This is a genomic window from Clostridium pascui (assembly GCF_016908015.1).
GTDB classification, from domain to species: domain Bacteria; phylum Bacillota; class Clostridia; order Clostridiales; family Clostridiaceae; genus Clostridium_AK; species Clostridium_AK pascui.
Genome location: NZ_JAFBDB010000005.1, coordinates 203,566 through 228,467 on the forward strand (window position 1 = coordinate 203,566; position 24,902 = coordinate 228,467).

Consider the following 24,902-nt stretch of genomic DNA (forward strand, 5'->3'; position numbering starts at 1 on the left):
TTATGATTAATTTAATTATCAAAGATTTAAAGCTTCAAAAGAAAATTTGTATTATTGGTATAACTTTTTATATATTCATGATATTTTCCATTGGTTCTACTAGTAAAGACATGCCTTCGGAATTTAGCACATTGGTATTCAACGGTTGTTATGCACTCATGGCAGTTTACATGGTATGTCTTTCAGTACTATATTCAGATGCCTATGATGAAAAGAATAAGTCTCACATTATATTGAATAGTTTGCCTATAAATAGAGGAACAATAGTTATATCAAAATATATATCTTTATTTATTTATCTGATGATTTACCTTATTTCAATATTGATATTTTCAAATGTCTTAAAATTTGTATCTCCTGCTTTAAATTCCTTAAACATTGTAGGAATATTATTATCCTTCATATTTATTGGATTAAACTTCTCAATGTACTATCCTTTATACTTTAAAATAGGGCAAAAAATGTTTGGAGTATATAGAGTCCTCATATGGTGCTCAATAGTAATATTTCCTACTATACTTAGTAAAACAATAAAAAAAGTACCTCTATCAGCGGTACAAAATATATTAAATAATATAGAAGTTAATTATAAACTTTATCTTACTTCATTATCTATAATTACCATTTGCCTTGTTACATTATCTTGTATGTTGTCAATAAAATTATATACTGCTAGGGATTTAGATTAATAGCTAATATAAATCTTAAAATTATGATTTGTATTATAAAAAACTTTGGAATTCCAAGGTTTTTTATAATTTTTATTTAAAATATATCATTTCATATTTTAAATTATGATATTCATTACTCTGCAGCAGCACCTATGAATATTGAATCAACTTTATCTCTTTCAAAGTGAAATATTGTTCCATTATAAATTGATCCTAAAACCACTATATCTTGATTTCCAAAGCTATGTTCTTCATTTATTCTATCTTTATATTTATTAAGTACTTCTCTTCTAGTACTACCTATCCCAATATCTTCTCTTGTTTTATAATTACATGGACTTGTTATTTTTATACTCCATACTTGTTGCTCCTCTTTATTTCTTATCATACCCACTTCAATACCCTTATTCTCATATTTCCATGTTTGGTGTTCTAGTCCGTCTGATACCCATATAACTTCTTCAGATTTTAGTTCGGGTTGTCCTATGTTTTTCATTAACACCTTATCACTAGTGCCTAAATCTAAAAATCCAATAGTCCCCTGCGTCTGAGTTCCATTTAATATACATTGAGCATATTGGTTTATACTACTTTGCTCTCGAATTAAAATAAAACTGGAAATTCCCAATATTAAAATTAAAATAATAATTACACATGTACTTGATTTTTTCATAAAAATGATAGCTTCCTTTCATAACTCCGCTGATATCATTTTAAGTATATTTTATTAGGGTTTTTATGTCAATATTTTACACAAGCTGAATACTTCTATATATAAACTTATATTAGAATAAAAACAACTTAGCTATGTTTTACGATAAAAAATAGGAAAGTGCTAGAGAAAGATGTAACATTGAAAATAAAAGTTACATTTATTAACTCTTAGCACATTAACCCTAATTCTAAATTTTCTATTCTATTATTTGCATGGTTTCCTCATCAAAAATCCAATTAGGGCAATATCTAGCATAGGATTTGTCCTTTTTAATCTCTGTTCCCATCACACCTTTGCCACTTTTAATGCCTTTAATTCCATAATGCATTTTATATTCCTCAAGTCTTTTATTTACTACATTCCAATTTATGTTTTGAAGAAAAACGTCTATATATTTGCCCCTTCCAGTTGTAAAATCATAAAAATATGCATGTTCATATACATCCAGTACAAGCAATGGGTGGCTTTGCCATACGGCACCTACATCATGAGCATCTGATCCTATGATGTGAAGCTTCCCATCCAAGTGATCTATGGTAACTATTGCCCATCCCCTCATGCTTTGCCCAACTTTTTTTAAATAACTTAAAAAGTTATCATAACTTATAAGATCTCTCTTTATAAGTTGTAGCATTTCTGATGAAGGTCTTGCCTTATCTATACCTGTTATATTTTCAAAATAAAGCTCATGAAGTTTTACTCCATCTAGTGCATAAGTTTCCCCTAGTTTTAAACTTCTCATAGAACTATAAGTAGTATTTGGATCTTCAAATTCATCCGCATCTTTTGTTATATTCCATATTTCATTTAATTTATTTACGTATCCTTCATATAATTTATAGTGTTCTTCAAGCTGCTTTTGACTTATTCCCTTTACTGTTGAAAAATCAAATTTTTCCGCTATTACCATAGCAATCTCCTTAAAATTTTTCTACCTATATATTATATGCAGGTAAGCTTCTTTTGTTGAATGATTAAGATTTCAAATAAAATAAAACTAGAGTTTTAACTCTAATTTTACTTTTTAATATTGAAATTTCTTACTATGAATTATATGAATTGATTAGTAGTTTCATTATAATGGAATCCAATGCTTTCAAGTTTGTGTTTTATTTCACTCTCTTTAATATCATAAGTCTTGCATAAATCATCTAAATTTAAAAATTCATCTCTAAGCTTCATATTTATAACACTATATAATATATACGAGTCCATGTTTAAAAGCTTATCTTTATCTAAATCCATAATACTATCTCTCCTTACATCATTTGTATCATATATCTAATAGTAAACTTTTATTTATTATTTATTTTTTATCATCTTTATCCTTTTTATCCTTGTTGTCTTTTTTGTCATCCTTTCCTTTTTTATCGTTTTTATCACTTTTGTCTTTTTTACTATCCTTACTACTATTACCACTTTTATTATCGTCATTATTATAATTCTTATCTTCTTCAGGCCATTTTATAAGTATTATTGGTATAATTTGATTAGATGAAACCAAAAGTATTCCTTTGCTTATCCTATCTTCAATGTCATCAATTCCCCTTGCTCTTATATACATTTGAATTACATCTTTGTCTCTAGTACTTCTTGCTTCTATAGATCCTCTCGAATCCAAATAATAAATAGCTGCAAGTATTTGTGATTTATTACATCCTATAATTTTATAAAATTGTTTTTGAATATCTGCGTAATTTTCCACTTTGAACAAATCATTATAAAGCTGAAATAGTATATTAAGCCTTAAAAGTTCATTTTGAGCAGGAATCATTTGAATCCTCCTTCTATTTGTTAACCCCTAAGCCATTTGTCAAATGTTAGAGGAGACCATCCTGAAGGTGGTCTAGGTGGTCTTCCAGGCCTTAAAGGTTCATCTGCAATAAGTGGCTTTTCTGGCCGGAGAGGTCTTGGTTGAAATAATGGCTCTTCCTTATAAAAGCTTCCTCCACCTAAAGAACTTATTGGAAATCTTGGATTCCAAGCCACTACTCTCCCTTGTCTATCAAAAAGTGTTAAATTGTTTATAGCTCCAATCCACTGTTCATTCACATTCCATACATATCCATTAGCTATGTAAGCTACCCATCTTAAGTTTACATCGAATATATATTGATTGTTTACTACCCATGCAACTAAGTTTCTGTATCTATCATACAGAGGTTCATAAGGTTCCATTAAGTACTCCTCCTGCATTTAGCTCAATTTGGCTCACTTACTCGTTCTAAAAGATTTCCATATAATTGAGATAAGAATAATTCTCCACCTTCAGAAAGTAAATCTTCTACTACATCTATGCCCGACCCTCGTATATAAGCTGATACGGTTTTATCCTTTTCAATATTAAAAAATATCCACCTTCTCTCAAACAGATAATAAAGTGCTGCTATTATTTCTATCCTATTACATTCTGGAACATTATAATCTATACTTATGCAAAATTCATATCCATAGGTAAAGAAATCCTTGTATAGTTGTACAAGCAAACTATTTCTTAATAAATTTCTTCCTGCTAGAAATAACATATGCTCTCCAATTCTTAAAATACTTACTATAATATAATATTCTTAATAGATTTTTAGTGCATATCTTACTAATAATATTTTTATTATTCTTTTATAGAAATATCAGTTTTAATTAACACTTTTTCTATAATCTTCATACTATATTATTGGTAATCTTAAATAAGGAGAGTAAATCATGTATATTGATGATTTTGAAGATTTCTATAGGGCAGATGAAAGTGAATTTCCAGAAGAATTTGATAGTAGAGATAATCTTGAGGAAGACGATACTTTCGAGGAATTTGAAGAGTTAGATGATTTTAGAAATGCCAATATCCTTAGAGATTTTGATGATACTGATGAAATTAATGAGTTTGACGAAATGAATGATCTTGATAATATCAAATTTACACGTCAAGGGATTTGTCCTTTTTATAGACAATTTCCATTTTTCCCTCCAACATCTGGACCTGATGGGCCAAGTGGACCAGGCGGACCAGGTAGACCGGGTAGACCAGGTAGACCTGATGGTCCTGGGCAAGGCAATAGACCTCCAAGCGGCCCTCCTCCATCTATAGCTCCACAACAGCAACTATCTGCAGGCGGCCCTCAACTTTATGCAGTAGATCCAGGCTCCATACGAGGATGCAGATTTAGATTTGTGTATATTTGGCCTAGACGCGGCAGAGGTTTTTGGATGTGGTTAACCTTTGTAGGAAGAAGATCTATAGCTGGCTGGCGCTGGAATGGATTTACATGGTATTACTTTGGAATGGACTTAAGAAGAATAGAAAGTTTTAGATGTTATTAATAACTTTTTGATGTTCGCTTTAAATTATTGATATTTTTTAGTTTTATTTTAAATAATGAAGTTTTCAGTTAACACTTTTCCTCCAATCTTCATATTATATTATTGTTAATCTTAAAAAGGAGAATAAATTATGTATATTAACGATTTTGAAAATTTCTATAGGGCAGACGAAAGTGAATTTCCAGAAGATTTTGATACTCGAAACGAATTTGATGAAGATGATGATTTTGAAGTATTTGAAGAATTCACTGCATTTGAAGACTTAGATGATTTTAAAGATGATGATACTTTTAGAGGGTTTGATGATACTGATGATATTAATGAATTTGACGAAACATATGATCTAAATGATAATTCATTCATGTGTCCAGTAATGTGTCCGTTTTATAGACAGTTTTACAGGCAAATGCCACCTCCTGGATATGGAGGAGCTAGACAAATGGATAGACCCCCAAGTGGGCCACCTCCATCTAGCACACCTGCAGAACCATTTTCAGCAGCAGGTGGTCCTCAGACCTTTGTAGATTCTGGTTCTATAAGAATGTGCAGATTTAAATTTGCATATATTTGGCCTAGACGAGGAAGCAGCTTCTGGATGTGGATAACTTATGTAGGCCGCAGATCCATAGCTGGCTGGAGATGGGACGGCAGAAGATGGTTCCGTTTTGGAATGGATTTAAGAGACATAAGAAGCTTTAGATGCTAATATAGAAATAAGACGACACGGTTTTAATGTTGAACGGGTCGTATGGGTTCTGCATTTAAGAAAGCGATTCGCCGTGCAAAGAAGCTCTAATATTTCAGAATTTAAATCACCTAAACTTTTTAAACTCGCTGTCGCTCAGACAGTAAAAAGTTCTTAACGGTGATTTGAATTCTGAAACAAAGAGCTTCCAATGCTTGCTCAGTGCTTTCTACAATACAGAACCCATACTCTATTTTCAACATTAAAAATATCATTTAGGCTTACCTGACTATAGGAAGAAATTTTGCTTTGGCGAAATGAACGCCTTCCTAGATGAAAATTCTATACGACACAGAGCATTAAAAACGTCGCAATATCCTTTTTATATGGTATAATATTTTCGGTGATTATATGAATTTAATAGAAAAGGCGAATGCACTCCCCCATCATCCTGGAGTGTATATTATGAAAGATTCCTCGAATATAATAATATATGTAGGAAAATCTAAAAACCTAAAAAATAGGGTAAAACAATATTTCTATAATGGAAAGAAACCTTCCAATAAAGTTGAAAAATTAGTTAAGAACATAAAAAATTTTGAGTTCATATTATGCGATACTGAATTTGAAGCACTGCTTTTAGAAAATAAATTAATAAAAAAGTACAAGCCTCATTATAATCGACTGCTTAAAAATTATGAAAAATATGGCTATATAAAAATTACTAAAGAAAATTTCCCTAAATTAGATGTATGTCTTAACATAGAAGATGATTCTCTTTACTTTGGTCCATATGCAAATTATTATACTGCTTTAGATGCAGTTAATGCTATAAATGATAATATTCTAATACGTTCTTGCAAAGATAAAACATTTACTAAATCTTTTGAAGGGTGTTTGAATTACCATTTAGGCAAATGCTTGGCTCCTTGTAGAAAAAATATCTCCAAAGATACATATGAAAAAGAACTATTTAAGGCTATAAACTTTTTATATAGTAAAGACGAATCTATCTTAAAAAGCATAAAAAAAACCATGGAAGAGGCATCCTTAGATTTAGATTTTGATAAGGCTATAAAATTTAGAGATGACTTAAAAGCCTTAAATGTTATTTTAAGAGAAACTTCCTTTATTATAAACACTTTAAAGCTCCAAAAAAAGGTACTTGTTGAAAAGCTTGAAAATGGATACAAGCTATTCTTTATAATAGGTTATAAGGTGATACATAAAGAAATTGTAAGTTTAGAATTTGATATAATTAAATACTATATAGAAGAAAAATGGAAAACTCTATCTTGTGATGACTTGGATATTAAAGACTATATTCTTAAGGAAGAATTAGATGAAGCAGAAATAGTTCAATGTTACTTAAATAGAGAAGATAAGTCTGTATTTTAGTTTTAATGATAATTTAAGAAGTATGCTAATTTAGTAATTTTAGCATACTCTTTTACATACTATTACCTCTTTAATCTTAGTCATTTTTTTCCCTATTTTTTAACCTCACGGCTTATATAATGCTTGAATTTTAGATATTATTTTATTATATATTTTCTTCATATGCGGTTCATTTGAGTATGTATCTATTTCTTCTATAGGTATCCATTGAACGCCGCTATTTTCATCAGGTTTAATAACAAGAGGTTCGTTCTCATCAGCCTCAACTAAATAAGCAATTGATATATGTAAATGTGGTGATACATACTTCCCCTTTTTTATATGTCCTGGTACATGTATAATATCCAATGATACAATATCCTCGCTAACGGGACAAATATTTTTTACTCCTGCCTCTTCCTTAAGCTCTTTAATTGCAACAAACAATAAATCCTCCTCTCCATCTGCATGTCCTCCTGTCCAAGACCAAGAATTAAATATATTATGATGTACCATTAAAGTTTTATCTCTATTTTTATTTACTACAAATGCAGAGCTTGTCATATGTACTAACTCATTATCCCTTGTTAAGATATCATCAAACATCTCTATACCTTTTATAGTTATTTCTTTGTCCTTTTTTTCTTGATCATTGCACGCAGTATATTTTTTTATTGATTCAATCCAATTCAATTTAAGCCATACCTCACTTTCTAAAACATATGACAAATCCCAATTTTTTTATAATCTTTTTATTAGGCTTCATAAAGTATTCTATTATTTTATATTTACTTATTATTAATTATTGATTTAATCATAGCCCTATTATTTATCTCAAAAGCACGTTCTGGTTGAAGAGATCTAGCTTCTTCATCTTGAAAATTCTTTTTATATTCTTCAAAAATTTTATCTTCATCATACCCTTCTTGAAATAATTCAAGTACAAAATTTCTTGTATTATTTGCAGCTTCCATAGACTTTTCCCAATATGTAGGAAATTCATCTTCACTTACGAAACCCAAATGAGGTGATACAATATATTTTGCATTTGCTCTCTGGCATTTTTTAATAGAGTCTATTGTTTGATAATAACTGATTATAAATGAAGGATAATTTTTTCCTGACTTACTCATAACTCCAGATGTTTCACTTGGAAAAATAACCTCATTATTAACTAAAAATGATAATGAACATTTAGTATGTCCAGGGGTTTCTAGTACAGTGATTATTGTACCTCCCAAATCCAGCAAATCACATTCTGAGACTTTTTCATCTACTCTTATTAAGCTATCATCATAATCTAACAATTGACCTTCTCCATAAAGTACAGCAGCTCCATTGCCAAGTTCTCTAATGGTTTTTAATGCACTTTCCTTAGTTAAAACATTTTTTGCGTATTCTGCTGCCATCACTTTAACATCAGGCCACACCTCTCTTAAATATGGAACAGCTCCCATATGATCGTAATGAGAATGACTAAGAAGTATATAATCTAACTTTCTTCCATTATCAAGTACTTGCTGAATATTTTTAATAAGATCAGAGGCACAGTAGGCCATTCCACAATCAATTAATGCTGTTTTATCTTCTCCAATTATCAAAAATGCGGTACTGCTGCCTTCTCCACCTGTTACATTTATTATGTTCTCCATCAATTAACCACCCTTTCAAAGAAAATATCTTACTATTATAATTTAAAGATTGATTTCTAATGATATAAATATATTATCATCTTCTGTAATAATATTCAAAACTGATAATTCAATATATTTTAAAATAAATATTAAAAATAAAACTAGAGTAAAAACACCCTAGTTAATGAACAATTAAGTAATTCAAATTTATTCCCAAGTCATTATATTATCAATACCATTCAATTCTTCAACTGCCCATTCCACGGCATCTCTGCTGCTTATAAATTCCTCATTTGTACTACTTACATAGGAATAACCCTCTTTATCGTCTACAGTTTGAATAAACAATTCTTTTGTTCCATCGTTGAAACTTATTTCACCCTTTGCTTCAAGTGTATCTATTAATTTGTCAATTATTATTTTTCCTTCCATTATGATAGCCACCCTTCTATTTTATTTATAGAATTATGATTTATCAAATTACATTATTTTATAACCTATTTTCGAAATATAATAATTCTTCCAAATGATGATTACAAAAATACAAGTGGAGGTTAAAGTTCCACTTGTTTCTGTAGTATTCGTTCTTTTTCTTTTATAGTTCTATTTTGCTTTAAAAGTATATACAGAAAATAAGAAGTGAGTATAACTCCCTTTAGTATACTACTTATGCTTATACTCCACCACACTCCATTAAGTCCTAACATATTCGGCTGTGATAGCCATATTGCACCAGGTATTCTAAGGGCTGTAAACACTATCCCCACTACAGCTGGCGGAATGGTTTTCCCTAATCCATTAAATGCTCCAGCTGTAGTTATTTCATAACACATTAGAAGCTGAGAAAATCCCAAAATTCTTAAATAATCTGCTCCATATGGAATAACATCTGCTTCAGGTATAAATACTGCAAATAACGCCCTTCCCCCTAGTATTAAAAGTAGTGAAGTAACTATACCTACAGCGCTTATTCCAATCATAGCTGTAGTATACCCCTTGTTTATTCTATTCCATTTCTTTGCTCCAAAGTTTTGCCCTACAAAAGCACCCATGGCCGTTGCAAATCCCTCTGCAGTCATCCAAGACAACGCTTCAATTTGAGACCCCACCTTTTGCACTGCAATTGCAGTATCCCCAAAAGAAGCTACTATTCTTGCAATAAACATAGCAAATACTGTAAACAGAACATTTTGTAATGCTACAGGTAGCCCAAAATGAAATATCTTTTTCAAAAATTTCAAGTCAGGTTTATTAAAAATGTGTACCTCATTGAATAAGTCTGTTTTCTTAAATATATTATATAAAAATATGATTGTTACTACAAATTGTCCCATCACTGTACCTATAGCTGCTCCTACTACTCCAAGGGCTGGAAAAGGCCCTATACCAAATATTATAAATGGATCTACAACTATATTTATTAAAAGTCCTATGGTATTTATTTTAAAAGGCGTCTTACTATCCCCATATCCATTAAATATTCCTGTAAATACAGGATTTATAAAATAAAAGCTCATACCTAAAGAAATAACTGTAAGATATGTTTCTGCCATATGGATTATGTTTTTATCTCCTAAATTAAAAAATCCTATAAGCTGCTTTCTGAATATTATAAGTACTAAGGCATATATGATTCCTAAGATTATATCAAGCTGTAGTGTATTTTGTACATATTTCTTTGCATCTTGTATCTTTTCTCTTCCCATGGATTGAGATACACCAATTTCTGCCCCAGCTCTAGGTACAAATATAATACCTGTTGCAAGCCATGTGAAAAAACCTGCTGTTCCAACTGCTGCTACAGAGCTGCTGCTGAGTCTTCCTAAATACAACATATTAATAAGATTGCAAGACATTTGAATAAATGACGTCCCCATAATGGGTAATGATAATTTTATAAGTATATTTAGTATCTTTCCCTCTGTTAAATTTAATTTATTATCCATAACATTACCTCTCGATTCCCGAAAATTAAGCCTGTACAATTATATCACTTATAAATATAATATAGAAGATATGTTCTAAGTTATTTTAATAAAACTTTAATGACTTTATTCCTTGCAACTATGTATAATTATATAAAATATCCTTTATAATATTTTTAGAGGTGATTATAAATGCTTGATGTATGTTTATTAGGATGCGGCGGCAGTATGCCTACCCCTTATAGATATCTTTCTTCATTACTCTTATCTTATAAAGGTCATAAAGTACTTATAGACTGTGGAGAAGGTACCCAAGTTTCTATGAAACTTTTAGGCTGGGGATTTAAGGATATAGATGTTATATGTTTAACTCATTTCCACGCAGATCATGTTATAGGACTTCCTGGACTGTTGCTTACCATTGCAAATTCAGGCAGAGAAACTCCTTTGACTATAATAGGCCCCGAAGGCTTATCTAAGGTGATAGATGGTCTTACGGTAGTATCCCCTTATTTACCATATTCTCTTGACCTTGTAGAACTTCCCTTTGATAAAAGTTATTATGAAGATAAATTATTTGAATTAGGAGATTTAGATATTTATGCCCTTCCACTTCAGCATACTTCCCCATGCTTAGGGTACAGTATAACTGTAAATAGAAAGAATAAATTTAATAAAGAAAAAGCCATCCAAAATAATGTTCCATTAAAGCTTTGGAATACTTTGCAAAGAGGAGAAGACATAAAATTTGAAGGAAAAATATATACACCAGATATGATACTTGGAGAAAGTAGAAAGGGCATAAAGATAAGTTATTTAACAGATAGTCGTCCTGTACCTTCTATTATACCCTTTGTAAAAAATTCAGATTTATTTATATGTGAGGGAATGTATGGTGAAGATGATAAGCTTTCAAAGGCAGAGGAAAATAACCATATGCTTTTTTCAGAAGCAGCTACCTTATCCAAAGATGCAGAAGTAAAAGAGCTTTGGCTTACTCACTTTAGCCCTTCACTTATGGATCCTAAAAGCTTTTTAGATAATGCCAAAAATATATTTAAAAACACCTCTATTGGAGAGGATAGAAAGACTGTAACATTAAAATTTCAAGATTAGCTATTTCTTTTTTAATTTGCATACAAAAAAGCCTTCCATCTCTTCATTTGGTATTACCCTAAGGGCTTTTTTAAGATTATCATTATATTTTTTATCCTTATATACATTTAACCCTTGTATGGAATTTTTTACATTTATACTTAAATTCATAACTCTTAAGTTTGGATATTTATTTAGAACATAGTCAATTACTTCTTCATTTTCCTCTGGTGAAATAGTGCAGGTGGAATAAATAAGTATCCCTCCCTTTTTTAATGCCTTAATTCCACTTTCTAAAAGCTTTTTTTGGAGCTTTGAATTTTCACGTATAAATTTAGTACTCCATCCTTTATAGCTTTCACGTCTTTTAATCTCAATTGTGCCCTCTCCTGAACAAGGTGCATCTAAAAGAACTCTATCAAATCTTTCTTCAAATGTATCTCCAAGTACTTTGCCATCCATACCTATTACCTCTATACAACTTGCTCCTTGTTTTTGTATATTGTATTTTAGCCTTTCTCGCCTTATAGTGTTTATTTCATTTGCTGTAACTTCTCCTTGATTATCTATAATTGATGCAATTTCAGTAGTTTTACCGCCTGGAGCTGCACACATATCTAATATAGTTTGTCCCATTTCCAAATCTAGGAGCAGTGGTGGAATCATACTTGAAAGATTTTGAAGATATATACTACCTGTATTATAGCAGTTAAGTTTTGTAATCTGTGGTTCCTTTACTTTATTTAATATGAAAGCTTCCTTTAACAAACTGCTATTGGAAAAACTTATGCTATTTTCACGAAGTTCTTTTTGAATTTCCATAATACTTGTCTTTAATTTATTTGCCCTTAATGTAGTTTTCCTTCCTTCTATAAAACTTTTGAGTATACCATCAACAGTAACAGGAGAATAAATACTATAAAGCATTCCTAAAAATTCCTTAGGAAGTTTATAGGCAGCATTTTTTATTTCCATGTGAACTCCCCCCATTTTGTGGTGTGTAATACTACATTTTATTAATGTGTCCTATTTTTTATACATAAAAGCTTGTATGTATCAAAATACCTTTTTAATATACTATTTAAATGGTATAATTAGGGTAAAACTATTTTAACATACTTGTTAAAATTAAGATTTATCATTTGAGGTGGCCAATGAAACATATATTTATAGTAAATCCTACTTCTGGTAAAGGCTATGCCAAAAAATTAATTCCCATTATATACAAGATATGTATTCAAGAAAATATAAATTATATTATTGAGCCCACCGAATATCCTGGACATGCTACTGAAATTGCAAAAAAACACTGTTTAGAAGAAGATGTTAGATTATATGCCGTAGGTGGAGATGGAACCCTAAATGAAGTATTAAATGGAATGGTATACAGTTCCTGCTCGCTAGCAGTAATTCCAGCTGGCTCTGGCAACGACTTTATAAAAACTGTATATAGTTCTTTAAATGCAGATAAGCTTATAACAAGTTTAATAAATGGTAAAACAAAACTTATTAATATTGGTAAAGTAAACAATAAATATTTTATAAATATATCTTCTGTTGGAATTGATGCAGAAATAGCATATAATGCAAAGATATTTAAAAGAAATCCACTAATTCCATCAAAACTATCCTATTTCCTTAGCATATTTACTACCTTAATTAACTATTCATCCTACAATATTGAAATTCATATAGACGGCACTTGTATAAATGACAAAGTTTTACTAATAGCTATAGGCAATGGTAAGTACTATGGAGGGGGTATGAAGGTATTACCCTACGCTAATCCATTTAATAATAACTTTGATATATGCATTGTAAAAAATATGAGTAAATTAAATATACTAAGGTTGTTTCCAGTTTTAATTAAAGGAAATCATGAAACCTTAAAAGATTATGTTACCTTTTACAAAGGTTCTAACATACAAATTTATTCTAAACAAAATATGAAAATAAATATAGATGGTGAAATATTTGAAAATGAAAACGTAAAATTTGAGATGGTTATAAAAAAAGTAAACTTTGTATTTATTAATACATAAGAGGTGTAAAACATGAGTACTATTGAGTCTTATGAGAATTTAAAACACGATTATGAAACCTATCAAACTTTTGCTGAAGGAGTTATACAAAAATTAAGCAGCAAAAATATATTGCTGGAAAAAAAGCTAGACTGCCTAGTTAATATAGTTGAAATTAGTAAGTATATTAATTCTAATATATATAATAAAAATTTAATGCAAATGATTAATGATATGATGATAGGAATACTGGGCGTAACTTATTCCACTATTCTCACTAAAGAAAATGATGAATTTATTATTAAATCAACTAATATATACACAAGTCAATCACTAGAAGAATTATACTTCTATCCATTATTGCCAAAGGAGAAATTTTTTCGTTTAAATTGTAATTGGCCTTTATCATATAAAAACTTTGAAGGTCAAATTATTCATTCTATTATAGGTGTCCCTATTTACTTTAATAATACTTTTATAGGCTATATTATAGCAGGACATACCTATCGTGATTTTTTTACAGGCGAACTTATATCTTTCATTACTTCTATCGCAAATCAAATTGGAATTGCTTTAGAAAATGCTTCTTTATATAACAAACTTTTAGAATCCTCAAACAAAGATCCATTGCTTAATATTTATAATAGAAAATACTTTTTTGATACTTTAAATGAAAAACTAAGGAAATCTCAGGAGCCCTTTGCTACTGTAATAATTGACATAGATAATTTTAAAAAGGTAAACGATACTCATGGGCACTCTTTTGGAGATGAAGTATTAATTAAAACTTCTAACTTATTAAAAAAGTCTTTAAAAGGCAATATTTTAGCAAGGTATGGTGGAGAAGAATTTATAGCTTGTGTGCATAAAGAAGATATATCAAATATATATAATCAAATAGAAGATATTCGTAATAAGATTACTAAAAATGTAATCAAATTGAATAGTAAATTAATAAAAATTACTTGTAGTTTTGGAATTAGTTATTATCCTAACGATGGACAAACTGTAAGAGATCTTTTAGACAAAGCTGATTATAGATTATACTTAGCTAAAAATACAGGAAAAAATAAAGTCATAGATGCATAACATCATTTTAGTATCTCGTCAATGACTCTATACAAAATTACAAAAGGAGATGTTAAAGAATGTATTTAGTAAGTTCATGTTTAGCTGGAATTAATTGCAGATATGATGGCAACAACAATGAAAATGAAGTTATATTAAAATTAGTTAAAGAAGGTAAAGCTATAGCAATATGTCCAGAGCAATTAGCAGGATTACCTACTCCAAGGGTGCCTTGTGAAATTGTTGTAGGTAAAAACGGTAATAAACAAATAGTTAATAAAGATGGAGAAGATTTAACTGAAAAATTTATGACTGGTGCAGAAAAGACTTTAGCAGTTGCAAAAGCTATAGGCATTAAAAAGGCGATATTAAAATCTAAAAGTCCTTCCTGTGGTTGTGGCTTTATATACGATGGTACATTTTCAGGTAAATTAATAAAAGGAAATGGTTTTACCACAGAGCTTTTAATTAAAAACGGAGTGGAAGTGTATACAGAAAATGATTTAGAAACTGCAGCATTGTAGAAGTCATAATTGCATTACACAACCTTATTCATAATTAAAGGACATTGCTACATTTTTAATGTTAAATCTTTCGTCTGGGTTCTGCATTTAAGAAAGCGTTCACTACGCAAAGAAGCTCCAATATCTCTCAATTTAAATCGCCTAAACTTTCTAAACTCGCTGACGCTCAGACAGTAGAAAGTTCTTTACAGTGATTTAAATTGAGAGATAAAGAGCTTCTAATTGCTTGTTCAATGCTTTCTACAATGCAGAACCTATACTAAATTTCTTCATTTATTTCGTATCAGCTCTTGTAACGTCCGAGCTGCCGCCCTAAAAGATCTTTGTGTACTAATTCCTAAAATATTTTACAAATTCAATTGGCTTAATTTCTTCCTTCAACAGGTGTAGGTGATATTTCTAATTTATGCTCCTACCTTATCAGATTCTAAAGTAGTCTTTTCTTCAACATTCTTATTGCTAAAGCTTCCAAAAACAAATCCTACTAAAGCGCCAACTAATGCTGGAACTATCCAACCAAGTCCCTTCGAATAAAGAGGTAAGCTGTTAAGTACATCAAACTTTAATCCAAATTGTCCTAATGCATCTAAAATGCTAACAACGGAAGTAAATATCATAGTAAATAAATACACATAAGTACTTCCATTAAAAAAGTCATTAGTAAATGCAAGTACCATAAGAACAATTGCCATTGGATATATCGCTGTTAATGCTGGAACTGAAAACTTAAGTATTTGTGTAAGTCCTACATTTGCAAACATCATACTGGATACTGATAATATCGTAACCCAAGTTTTATATGAAACTCTTGGCATTAATTTTGTAAAGTATTGACTACAAGATGTTAAAAGTCCTACTGATGTTGTTAAGCAAGCAAGTGAAAATATTAATCCCAACACAACTGATCCATTTTGTCCAAATAAGTAAAATACTACATTTGTAAGTGTTTGAGCTCCATTTTCAGTTGCTCCAAATCTTGTCTGTGAAACAGCTCCTAAATACGCAAGCATTCCATATATTATTGTTAAAAACAGCCCCGCTATTGCTCCTGCCTTTATTGTATTTGATACAATAGCTCTTTCTTCTTTTACTCCCATTTGTTGAAGAGCTATAGAAATTACTATACCAAAATTAAGTGCTGCTATAGCATCCATTGTCATATATCCATCTAAAAATCCCTTAAGTAAAGGAAAATGTGCATAGTCACCACTTGGTGCTGCAAATGTACCAATAGGTTTAAATAAACCGAATACAAATATACTTGCTATCAAAATCAATAATGTAGGTGTTAAAACTTTTCCAAATCTATCTACAAGTTTCGATGGTGACATACATAACCAAAATGCTATTCCAAAGTAAAATAAAGTATATATAAATAATGGCAACTTACTGGTAGTTAATGTACTTGATAAAAATGGTGAAATTCCCATTTCAAATGCTAAACTAGCTGCTCTAGGTATTCCTAAGAATGGTCCTATTGATAAATAAATTAATATGGTAAATGCAAGTGCAAAAGTCGGATGTACACGACTTGCTAGTATATGAAGTCCACCTGCTTTAGCAACTACAGCAATTGCAAGTATTGGAAGTCCTACTGCTGAAATTAAAAACCCTCCCATTGATACCAGCATATTTGTTCCTGATAATTGTCCTAATTGTGGTGGGAATATTAAATTACCTGCTCCAAAAAACATTGAAAATATCATTAAACTTACAAATAATAAATTCTTTCTATCCATTTTTTCCATTTTAAAAACCCCCGATTTATATTTTTTAATTTATGATTACAGATTATAATATCAATATCACTTTCCATAATCATCCCCCCTTTATTTCTTATTTTAAAAAAATAAAAAACTCGTCCCTATATAAGGGACGAGTTATACTCGCGCTACCACCCTAGTTCCATAAATTAATATACAACAATTAATTCATAACACTCATCAACGTACATTATAATACGTGTTCCTTTTAACGGTGGACTACCTGCATCGCTTACTAAATATCCTTCAGCTTTGCTTCTCAGAGATGATTTTCAACTATTCTTTGAACATTGGCTTTCAGCAAAATGCCAACTCTCTGTGGAACAATAAAATAGATTACTTTTTCTCTTCATAGAATTTACATGTGTATTTAATTGACTTACATATTTTATATCATATATACTAAACTCTGTCAATAATTAATTTTGTTAAAATAAAAACTTACTAATATCATTATTCACCTCAATCTCTGAAAAAGCGATATTAGTTATTGTTATCGCATATGATGATATTTCATCAATAAATTCTTCTATTTCACTTAAAGTTTTAACAGATAGCTTGATTAAAAAACAACTATCCCCAGCAATTCTATAACACCATTCACTTCTTTTATACTCTTTTATAAATGCCTTAAATCTTTCATATTCCCCGTTTTTCATAGTAACTTTTATTATACAATCAATAGTTAATCCAAGTTTTTTCTTATTTATTTTAATTGTATATTCTTCAATTACCCCATAATCCTCAAGTCTTTTCACCCTTTCAGTAACAGATGGCGGTGAAAGATTAATTCGTTTTGACAATTCTCTAATTGATAATCTACTATTTTTCTGTAATTCTGATAAGATTAACATATCAATTTCATCAAATTTCATTTGTAATCATTCCTTCTTATAATCGTTTCAATTGGTATATATACTTCTATATTATATATCATATGAAATACAATACAAATTTTATTTTATATATAATATATTATACAAAATAAGATTTGTATTAATAAAGGAGATTTAATATGGCAAGAATAGTTTTCTCACATGAAGGTTTTACACCATTTCAACAATTACTAGGTCATAACAAAGATATATTAGAAAAATGGACTGATCTCGAAAATAGCATATTCAACTCCAATACTTTTAGTGCCGAGCTAAAAGAAGAGGTCCGTCGTACTCTTGCATTTAATAATGGTTGTCAATATTGTATGGCAAAAGGTAGACCATCTAACAATATTTCTAATTTAAAAGTTTTAACAGCTGTTAAATTTGCAGATATGTCCTCTAAAAATATATCTTTTGATAATATACATTTTAGTGCATTAAAAGAAGAGTTTGATGACAAAGAAATCTCTGAGCTTTTTGCATTAATATGTTTTATTACAGCTTGTCAAAAATTTGGAGCATTACTTGATTTACAGCCAAATTGTTCAATATAGAAATATTACAACATTTTTAATGTTAAATCTTCCGTATGGGTTCTGCATTTAAGAAAGCGTTCACTGCGCAAAGAAGCTCTAATATCTCTCAATTTAAATCACCTAAACTTTCTAAACTCGCTGTAGCTCAGACAGTAGAAAGTTCTTTACGGTGATTTAAATTGAGAGATAAAGAGCTTATAATTGCTTGTTTAATGCTTTCTACAATGCAGAACCCATACTAAATTTAACATTAAAAATGTCTTTAAATTGATACTTATCAAAGGGCTAATAAGCCCGAAGACCGATAGGTGGAAAAATAATAATACAATTTTTTATTAAGAACCTTTTATCATATTCCCATATCTTTAATTTACAAATTAAATTTTTCCATTTATTCCGTACAAGTTCTTGTAACCTAAAGGGCTTCCGCCCTAAAAGATCTTTATGTGCTAATTTCTAAAATATTTTAGAAATTCAGTTGGCTGAATTTCTTCCTTCAGCAGTTTACATGAAGAACTTTTTAATGCTCTGGGAGCATAGAATTTTCATCGTAGAAGGCATTGAATAAGCTTTAAAACAGCTTTATTCATAAATTGAAAATTCCGTTAAGAACCTCCTACTGTCTGAGCGACAGCGAGTTTAGGAGGCTTAGGGATTTTAAATTTATAAATATTAGCCGCTCTTGGCGAAATGAACCGCCTTCTTAGATGAAAATTCTATGCAAACCTGAGCATTGAAAACGTCGCAATATCCTACTTAAATGTTATCAAATTCACAACTGATTTATCATTGATTGCAAATCCATTTTTAACTTCTACTTTATCTGTGTTAAAAAATAAAATTTTCTTGCTATCCTGTGACCACTGTACAACATTAGACAAAGAGCTTGCTAAATTTATATCCTTTTTTATAAGGACTCTGCTTGTGAAGGAATTACCATTTATCTTAGCTGCATAAAGATTCCAAACCTCTTTTCCATTTTCATTTGCTCTATTCATATATGCAACCTTAGTTTTATCAGGAGATAAGTAACAAGGTGATGAAAATGATCCCTCTTTAGAGTCTATATGAGTTATAGCCGTATGAAATTCTTTCTTTTCCACATCATAAATATAAGTACCATCTACATCATCTAAAATCCCCTCAAATAATATCCTCTTTCCCTCATCTAATACATAATACTCAACTGAAGGTATGCAGTTTTCTTTATAATTTGATTTCCCAAATTTATTACTAGTTCTATCTACATAAGGAAGTATCATAACATCTTGAATTTTACCTGTATTTGAATTTACCTTATATATTCCTTGCCTTCTTGGATCACCTTTGCCAAAACTCTTTTGTTTTTCTTCCCCTATAAAATATATTTCTTCCCCATTTTCACTATAAAAGCTTGGAATTGCGCTTATATACAAGTTATCGCTTTTTACTTTTACTATTTTAGTTGTTCTCGTTTCAATATTGTAAAGTTCTAAGTCTCCATCCTTATAGCCTATAAAATACTTTGAATCCTGAGACCAATTGCCATGTTCTTCTTCTTCTGCTATATTTACATCTTTTACAATCTGAAAATTATCTCTTGTTAAATTATAATTATATACTTTAGATAAATCATGAAAGTTAAATTTTGTTCTATCTGGTGAAAGCCCTGCCATTACTAACCTATTAGATATTAATTTGTTATTTACCTTTATAGGAGTTTTTTCAAGAGTGTCTAATTTAATTTTGTATATTTTACCATACATATCTTCATAAGCATTATCATTTTCTTCCCTTGTCATTTTATTAGAATCTTTTGTATACTTTTTATAAAACTCTTCCTTGTTTAACCCTATTCCTACTAAAATTTCATTGTTACTTATAAATCCATAATTTTCTGACATACCTTGTATGTTTCCATAGGATTTTTTATCTACAATTTCTAAAGGCTTATCATCTACTATTGAAATTTGAGAATTATTTTCTGAAATAACCTTTATACTATTTGTAAAATTTTCTGCTTTATCATTAAACATATGCTCTAAAACAAACGCTCCTCCTATCAATGCTACCGGTATTGCTATTTTTAAAATAGTTCCTGTGAGATTTCCTTTCATTGTTAATTCCTCCCTATTCTTTTGGCAATTTCATTGCTGTTATATATATCATATATACTTCTTTTTTCCAAACCGTTTACTAGTTATTGCTAAGTTGTAAACAAATACTAAATCTTACTACATTTCAGAGGAATTTTTATAATAACTTCAGTTCCTTCGTTTAATTTGCTATTAATATCTATAGTTCCATGATGTTTATCCACTATATCTTTAACTATGGCAAGTCCCAATCCATTTCCTTCTCTATTTTTTGGCATATTTTTATTTGCTCTATAAAAAGGCTGAAATATTTTATTCAACTCTTCTTTAGGTATTCCTTTACCCCTGTCTTTTATACTTACTAAAGCTTGACCGTTAGCTTTAGTAAGTAATACTTGAACACATGATTTTAATGCACCATATTTTATGGAATTGTCTAAAATATTTATTATCATTCTTCTAATTTCATCAGTACTCCCATAAACGTATATATCTCTTCCCAAGTTACTTTCAATTTTAATATCATACTTAGATGCTTTTAGTTTCATATCTTCACATACACTACCCATAAGAACTGATAAATTTATATTTTCATCATAGGAAATACTAGATTGAATTTTAGACATATCTAAAAGTTCTACTACCATACTGTGCATATTATCTGCTTCCTTCTTTATTCGCATTGTTGTTTTCTTAAATATTTTCTCATCTTCTCTTCCCTCATCCATAAGCATTTGTGTATATCCGCTTATTATTGTTAGAGGAGTTTTCATTTCATGAGTTGCATTATCAAAAAAATACTTTCTATGCTTTTGTAGCTTTAATAAATTGTCCCTATCCTTTTCTATTGTTTTTATTTGCTGTTTTATTTTGTCTTGCATGAAGTTAAAATTTTGAGAAAGTTCTCCTACTTCATCTGTTGTATTTATGTGAATTGGTGAATAATTCCCTAAAGCTATTTCCTTTGTTCTTTCACTTAATTTTTTTATTGGATTTATTATGCTACTTGCAAGAACAATGGAAAGTAAAAAAGTTACTATAAAAACTACTATCATAAATAGTTTTATATTGTTTAGAAGCTCCCTGCTCCAATTAAAAAGATTAGTGTAATCCTTTGAAAAGCTTATTATCCCTATAAACTTATTATCTAAATATAAACTTCCAACAAACACAGCCTTATACTTGTCCCCATCCTTTATAATACCGTACAGGGACTTATTTTTTTTAGCAGTTTTAATAAGTTTATCTACTTCCTCTGTATATGCATCATTTGACTTTTCCTCTCCATATTCCGTATCAAATAAAAACTCTCCTTTAGAATCATATATGCTTACTCTGCTTTCCAATTTAGAGGATACCTGTAGTGCCATGCTTTGAGCTTGTATCTTTATATTATCTTCCTTTACATCTAATTTATTTAGCTTAATATAACTTATAAGATAAAAATATATATCTCTTTGTTTATCATAAAGCTCCGCTGCTATAACTTTTTCATTATTTTTAAAGGATGCTTCATTTAAAAAGAAACTTAATAAATTAAAACTTATACAAAATATTATTAAAAGTCCAATTAAAAGTTTATACTTTATAGAAAACTTCATTAGGCTATCTCCTTTATTTCATGTTCTATTAACCTTTACTAAAGCATTTTATATCCTAATCCAAAAACTGTTTCTATTAAAGCATCTCCCTTTTCAATACCAAGCTTTTTTCTAATTCTTTGAATATGTACGTCCACAGTTCTACTTTCCCCCTCAAAATCAAATCCCCATACCTTTTCTAAAAGCTTGTTACGTGTAAATACTACTTTTCTGTTTTCTGCAAGTATCAAAAGTAATTGAAATTCCTTAGGTTTTAATTTTATAAGATTGCAATCTTTATAAACTTCTCTACTATTTATAAAAATCTCTATATCATATGGAAGTTTAATGGTCTCCTCATCCTTGTTCTCTATTCTGATTAAATCTTCCATTCGTCTCAATGCAACTTTTATTCTAACTAGCACTTCTCTTATATCAAAGGGTTTTGTAATATAATCATCTGCTCCAAGTTCCAGCCCTAGTATTTTATCAACTATATCATTTTTAGCAGTAAGCATTATTATAGGAATTTTATGTTTACTTGATATGCTCCTGCACACATCATATCCACCTATATCGGGAAGCATTAAATCTAGTAAAACTAAATCCATTCTTTTATCATTTATTAATTCAAGTGCCATTTCTCCACACTCTGCTTCAAAAACTTCGTACCCTTCCTTCTTCAAATAATGAGTCAATATGTCTCTTATTGCTTCTTCGTCTTCTACAACAAGTATCTTTTCTCTCATTTTCTCTACCTCTTATCCTATATTAAATATCACTTTCTATATTATCAATTATTTATTGCCAAGTTGTAAACATAGATATATGATTCCATAAAATAACTATGCTAATATAATGAGATGATTTTTATTGGTATATTTACCACATAAAAAGTAAAAAATACATTTATGTTAATATACCTTTGGAGGTTTTAATTATGGCTGATTTATATTTTAGTGATAATCATTTTAATAAAACACATAAAAAAAGAAGAAGAAAATTTATATTTTTGCTTTCACTGGCACTTGTTATAAGCTCTTTAGCATTTTTTACTTTTTCATGCTCACCTAATTTACTTTCTAATAATAAAAATAATGATAATAATATAAGCGCTCAGCAGCCTCCATCTTCCTCTACTAATCCACCAAACTTTGCTGAACCAAAGGAAGCCCTATCTATTCCCGAAGTAGTTAAAAAAGTAAGTCCTGCAGTAGTTAGTGTCTCTACAAAAAGCATCGTACGTCAGTGGGGCCGAGATTTTGGAGTTCAAGAAGGTATAGGCTCAGGATTTATAATAAATAACGAGGGATACATACTTACAAATTATCATGTAATTTCAGGTGCTCAAGAAGTTCGAATTATATTTAATGATAGCAAAGTAGTAAATGCTAAAATAATTAATTACGATTCAGTTCAAGATATAGCTGTGGTAAAAGTAGATGGAAATATAAAAGTTCCTGGAGTTGTTGAGCTGGGAGATTCGGACAAAGTAGAAGTTGGAGAAAGTGTAGTTGCTATAGGCAATCCTTTGGGCAAGGAATTTATAGGCACTGTAACTCGTGGAATAATAAGTGCTATAAATCGTGGTGTTGAAGTTGAAAAAGGAAGAACTCAAAGTTTTCTCCAAACAGATGCTGCTATAAATCCTGGCAACAGTGGTGGCCCTCTTATAAATACCCTGGGTCAAGTTATTGGAATAAACACTGCAAAAATTACTGAACAAGGTGTAGAAGGAATAGGCTTTTCCATACCTATAAACACAGTAAAACAAAGGCTTACAGCTTTAACTAAACCAGTACTTAGAATAGGGATTGGCGCCATAGGTATAACAAATGAAATTTCAAAAAGTGAAGGCATTCCTACGGGAGTTTACGTTAAAGAAGTATATCCCGAGAGCCCTGCATCTAAAGCAGGTATTGCAGTAAATGATTTAATTACTAAATTTGATGGAAAAACCGTCACATCTATAGAAGAAATAAATTCCATAAAGGCAACTCATAAAGCTGGCGATGTAATTAAAGTTGAGATTTTTCGAAATAAAAAAAATATAACGGCAAACCTTACTTTAATTGAGTAAGTATTAAAAGAAAAAAGTTGGCATTTAGCCAACTTTTTAAATTAGTATTGAACTTCTTTTAATGTTAGTCCTTTAGCTGGTGCTTTCTGACCTGATTTTTCTCTACTTTTTTCCATCAATATAGTTTCTACATCCTCTGCCATAAGTTTTCCTTCACCAACTTCTATAAGTGTTCCTGCTATAATTCTTACCATATTTAATAAAAAACTGTTTCCGTTTACTTCTATTTCTATTAATCCATCATTTTTATTTATGTTTATGTAATTTATTGTTCTAAGCGTTGATTTATTATACTTAGCTTTTAAACTCGTAAAGCTTTTAAAATCATGAGTTCCTATTAAGTACTCAGCTGCTTTCTTCATACTTTCTATATCTAGCTCATTAGGTATATGATTTGTAAAATCCCTAGTAAATACATTATTATATCTATTGTTATCAATTTTATAAACATAGGTTTTTGCTTTAACATTGTATCTTGCATGGAATCTATCTTTGGCAATCTTTAGTTCCTTTATTACAATATCTTTTGGCAAATATTCTTCTAAGTATTTCTCCATTTCATATATTGGAAGCATACAATCAGTAAAAAAATTAGCTATATAATTTTCCGCGTGAACTCCTGAATCAGTTCTTCCACAACCGATAACATTTATTTCTTCTCCTGTCATCTTACTTAAAACATTTTCTATCTTTCCTTGTATAGTTTTAGCAGTGCTATCCTTTTGATTTTGCTTCTGCCACCCATTATATCTTGTTCCATCATACTGAATTGTCATTTTTATATTTCTCATACTAATCTCCTTTTTCGCTTTTCGCAACATTATTATATCTACTATTCTGTCTCAATGCAAAATATCTTTTTCTTTCATAGCTAAAGTATACTATTAGATGAGTTTAAAAGCCACTTATTAAATTTTATCTGCTTAATTTCAATAAAAAACCTTGATACCATACAGCTCA

Annotated in this window: 27 protein-coding genes and 1 other annotated feature; of the genes, 10 read left to right on the top strand and 17 right to left on the bottom strand. The window is 29.8% G+C overall.

Translation table 11 applies throughout. The annotated features are described in order from the left end of the window. Positions 1-2: 2 nt before the first annotated feature. Positions 3-689, top strand: coding sequence for an ABC-2 transporter permease (locus JOC70_RS13460; RefSeq protein WP_204599413.1), 687 nt, complete (start codon positions 3-5; stop codon positions 687-689). Positions 690-804: 115 nt separating this feature from the next. On the opposite strand, the gene JOC70_RS13465 is transcribed toward JOC70_RS13460, so the two are convergent. The 6 genes from JOC70_RS13465 to JOC70_RS13490 all read right to left on the bottom strand — a co-directional run bounded on the left by JOC70_RS13465 (position 805) and on the right by JOC70_RS13490 (position 3,911). Continuing rightward, entirely contained in the window at positions 805-1,344 is a 540-nt protein-coding gene (locus JOC70_RS13465; RefSeq protein WP_204599414.1) for a hypothetical protein, read from the bottom strand. A 238-nt stretch (positions 1,345-1,582) separates the two neighbouring features. Continuing rightward, a complete protein-coding gene (locus JOC70_RS13470; RefSeq protein WP_204599415.1) occupies positions 1,583-2,296 on the bottom strand; it encodes a superoxide dismutase in 714 nt (237 codons plus the stop codon). Positions 2,297-2,436: 140 nt separating this feature from the next. Further along, positions 2,437-2,631, bottom strand: coding sequence for a DUF4250 domain-containing protein (locus JOC70_RS13475; RefSeq protein WP_204599416.1), 195 nt, complete (start codon positions 2,629-2,631; stop codon positions 2,437-2,439). 61 nt (positions 2,632-2,692) lie between these two features. Then, positions 2,693-3,160 (bottom strand): hypothetical protein, encoded by a 468-nt coding sequence (locus tag JOC70_RS13480; RefSeq protein WP_204599417.1) that lies wholly within the window; start codon positions 3,158-3,160, stop codon positions 2,693-2,695. A gap of 20 nt (positions 3,161-3,180) precedes the next feature. After that, positions 3,181-3,564, bottom strand: coding sequence for a 4-fold beta flower protein (locus JOC70_RS13485; RefSeq protein ID WP_204599418.1), 384 nt, complete (start codon positions 3,562-3,564; stop codon positions 3,181-3,183). Positions 3,565-3,587: 23 nt separating this feature from the next. Next, positions 3,588-3,911 (bottom strand): hypothetical protein, encoded by a 324-nt coding sequence (locus JOC70_RS13490; RefSeq protein WP_204599419.1) that lies wholly within the window; start codon positions 3,909-3,911, stop codon positions 3,588-3,590. A gap of 175 nt (positions 3,912-4,086) precedes the next feature. Here JOC70_RS13490 and JOC70_RS19200 point away from each other — a divergent pair, with 175 nt between their 5' ends. From JOC70_RS19200 to JOC70_RS13505, 3 genes are all read left to right on the top strand, one after another. Next, on the top strand, positions 4,087-4,701 hold the full coding sequence (locus tag JOC70_RS19200; protein ID WP_243429135.1) for a hypothetical protein: 615 nt from the start codon (positions 4,087-4,089) through the stop codon (positions 4,699-4,701). Positions 4,702-4,831: 130 nt separating this feature from the next. Then, the gene (locus JOC70_RS19205; RefSeq protein WP_243429136.1) at positions 4,832-5,407 is read left to right on the top strand and encodes a hypothetical protein; all 576 of its coding nucleotides are present in this window, start codon (positions 4,832-4,834) and stop codon (positions 5,405-5,407) included. Between the two features lie 390 nt (positions 5,408-5,797). Further along, entirely contained in the window at positions 5,798-6,784 is a 987-nt protein-coding gene (locus JOC70_RS13505) for a GIY-YIG nuclease family protein (RefSeq protein ID WP_279381262.1), read from the top strand. Positions 6,785-6,889: 105 nt separating this feature from the next. Here the strand turns inward: JOC70_RS13505 and JOC70_RS13510 are convergent, their stop codons facing one another. From JOC70_RS13510 to JOC70_RS13525, 4 genes are all read right to left on the bottom strand, one after another. Beyond that, entirely contained in the window at positions 6,890-7,456 is a 567-nt protein-coding gene (locus tag JOC70_RS13510) for an NUDIX hydrolase (RefSeq protein ID WP_204599421.1), read from the bottom strand. 95 nt (positions 7,457-7,551) lie between these two features. Further along, positions 7,552-8,415 carry an MBL fold metallo-hydrolase gene (locus JOC70_RS13515; RefSeq protein ID WP_204599422.1) on the bottom strand — a complete coding sequence of 288 codons (864 nt, stop codon included), beginning with the start codon at positions 8,413-8,415 and terminating at the stop codon, positions 7,552-7,554. 189 nt (positions 8,416-8,604) lie between these two features. Further along, positions 8,605-8,829, bottom strand: coding sequence for a hypothetical protein (locus JOC70_RS13520; RefSeq protein ID WP_204599423.1), 225 nt, complete (start codon positions 8,827-8,829; stop codon positions 8,605-8,607). A 122-nt stretch (positions 8,830-8,951) separates the two neighbouring features. Next, positions 8,952-10,343, bottom strand: a complete 1,392-nt coding sequence (locus JOC70_RS13525) for an MATE family efflux transporter (protein WP_204599424.1) — start codon at positions 10,341-10,343, stop codon at positions 8,952-8,954. Positions 10,344-10,514: 171 nt separating this feature from the next. Between JOC70_RS13525 and JOC70_RS13530 the strand changes: the two genes are divergently transcribed. After that, positions 10,515-11,438 carry a ribonuclease Z gene (locus tag JOC70_RS13530; protein ID WP_204599425.1) on the top strand — a complete coding sequence of 308 codons (924 nt, stop codon included), beginning with the start codon at positions 10,515-10,517 and terminating at the stop codon, positions 11,436-11,438. Here the strand turns inward: JOC70_RS13530 and JOC70_RS13535 are convergent, their stop codons facing one another. Continuing rightward, a complete protein-coding gene (locus JOC70_RS13535; protein WP_204599426.1) occupies positions 11,439-12,392 on the bottom strand; it encodes an RsmB/NOP family class I SAM-dependent RNA methyltransferase in 954 nt (317 codons plus the stop codon). Between the two features lie 179 nt (positions 12,393-12,571). Here JOC70_RS13535 and JOC70_RS13540 point away from each other — a divergent pair, with 179 nt between their 5' ends. From JOC70_RS13540 to JOC70_RS13550, 3 genes are read left to right on the top strand one after another with little or no spacing between them, the layout of a single operon-like run. Beyond that, positions 12,572-13,459: a diacylglycerol/lipid kinase family protein gene (locus JOC70_RS13540; protein WP_204599427.1), complete on the top strand. Its 888-nt coding sequence runs from the start codon at positions 12,572-12,574 to the stop codon at positions 13,457-13,459. A gap of 12 nt (positions 13,460-13,471) precedes the next feature. Next, a complete protein-coding gene (locus JOC70_RS13545; RefSeq protein WP_204599428.1) occupies positions 13,472-14,527 on the top strand; it encodes a GGDEF domain-containing protein in 1,056 nt (351 codons plus the stop codon). Between the two features lie 59 nt (positions 14,528-14,586). Next, complete coding sequence (locus tag JOC70_RS13550) at positions 14,587-15,030, top strand: 2-thiouracil desulfurase family protein (protein ID WP_204599429.1); 444 nt, start codon at positions 14,587-14,589, stop codon at positions 15,028-15,030. 404 nt (positions 15,031-15,434) lie between these two features. On the opposite strand, the gene brnQ is transcribed toward JOC70_RS13550, so the two are convergent. Then, positions 15,435-16,778 (bottom strand): branched-chain amino acid transport system II carrier protein, encoded by a 1,344-nt coding sequence (gene brnQ / locus JOC70_RS13555; RefSeq protein ID WP_204599430.1) that lies wholly within the window; start codon positions 16,776-16,778, stop codon positions 15,435-15,437. Between the two features lie 120 nt (positions 16,779-16,898). Beyond that, positions 16,899-17,155: a binding site (T-box leader), on the bottom strand. Positions 17,156-17,221: 66 nt separating this feature from the next. Beyond that, positions 17,222-17,668: an Lrp/AsnC family transcriptional regulator gene (locus JOC70_RS13560; RefSeq protein WP_204599431.1), complete on the bottom strand. Its 447-nt coding sequence runs from the start codon at positions 17,666-17,668 to the stop codon at positions 17,222-17,224. Positions 17,669-17,808: 140 nt separating this feature from the next. Between JOC70_RS13560 and JOC70_RS13565 the strand changes: the two genes are divergently transcribed. Beyond that, the gene (locus JOC70_RS13565; protein WP_204599432.1) at positions 17,809-18,225 is read left to right on the top strand and encodes a carboxymuconolactone decarboxylase family protein; all 417 of its coding nucleotides are present in this window, start codon (positions 17,809-17,811) and stop codon (positions 18,223-18,225) included. A 734-nt stretch (positions 18,226-18,959) separates the two neighbouring features. On the opposite strand, the gene JOC70_RS13570 is transcribed toward JOC70_RS13565, so the two are convergent. From JOC70_RS13570 to JOC70_RS13580, 3 genes are all read right to left on the bottom strand, one after another. Further along, positions 18,960-20,303, bottom strand: coding sequence for a hypothetical protein (locus tag JOC70_RS13570; RefSeq protein WP_204599433.1), 1,344 nt, complete (start codon positions 20,301-20,303; stop codon positions 18,960-18,962). Positions 20,304-20,410: 107 nt separating this feature from the next. Then, positions 20,411-21,883 carry a sensor histidine kinase gene (locus tag JOC70_RS13575; protein WP_204599434.1) on the bottom strand — a complete coding sequence of 491 codons (1,473 nt, stop codon included), beginning with the start codon at positions 21,881-21,883 and terminating at the stop codon, positions 20,411-20,413. A 38-nt stretch (positions 21,884-21,921) separates the two neighbouring features. Continuing rightward, positions 21,922-22,611, bottom strand: a complete 690-nt coding sequence (locus JOC70_RS13580; protein ID WP_204599435.1) for a response regulator transcription factor — start codon at positions 22,609-22,611, stop codon at positions 21,922-21,924. Positions 22,612-22,802: 191 nt separating this feature from the next. Between JOC70_RS13580 and JOC70_RS13585 the strand changes: the two genes are divergently transcribed. Beyond that, positions 22,803-23,942, top strand: coding sequence for a S1C family serine protease (locus tag JOC70_RS13585; RefSeq protein WP_204599436.1), 1,140 nt, complete (start codon positions 22,803-22,805; stop codon positions 23,940-23,942). A gap of 41 nt (positions 23,943-23,983) precedes the next feature. Here the strand turns inward: JOC70_RS13585 and truA are convergent, their stop codons facing one another. After that, complete coding sequence (gene truA, locus JOC70_RS13590; RefSeq protein WP_204599437.1) at positions 23,984-24,733, bottom strand: tRNA pseudouridine(38-40) synthase TruA; 750 nt, start codon at positions 24,731-24,733, stop codon at positions 23,984-23,986. Between the last annotated feature and the right edge of the window lie 169 nt (positions 24,734-24,902).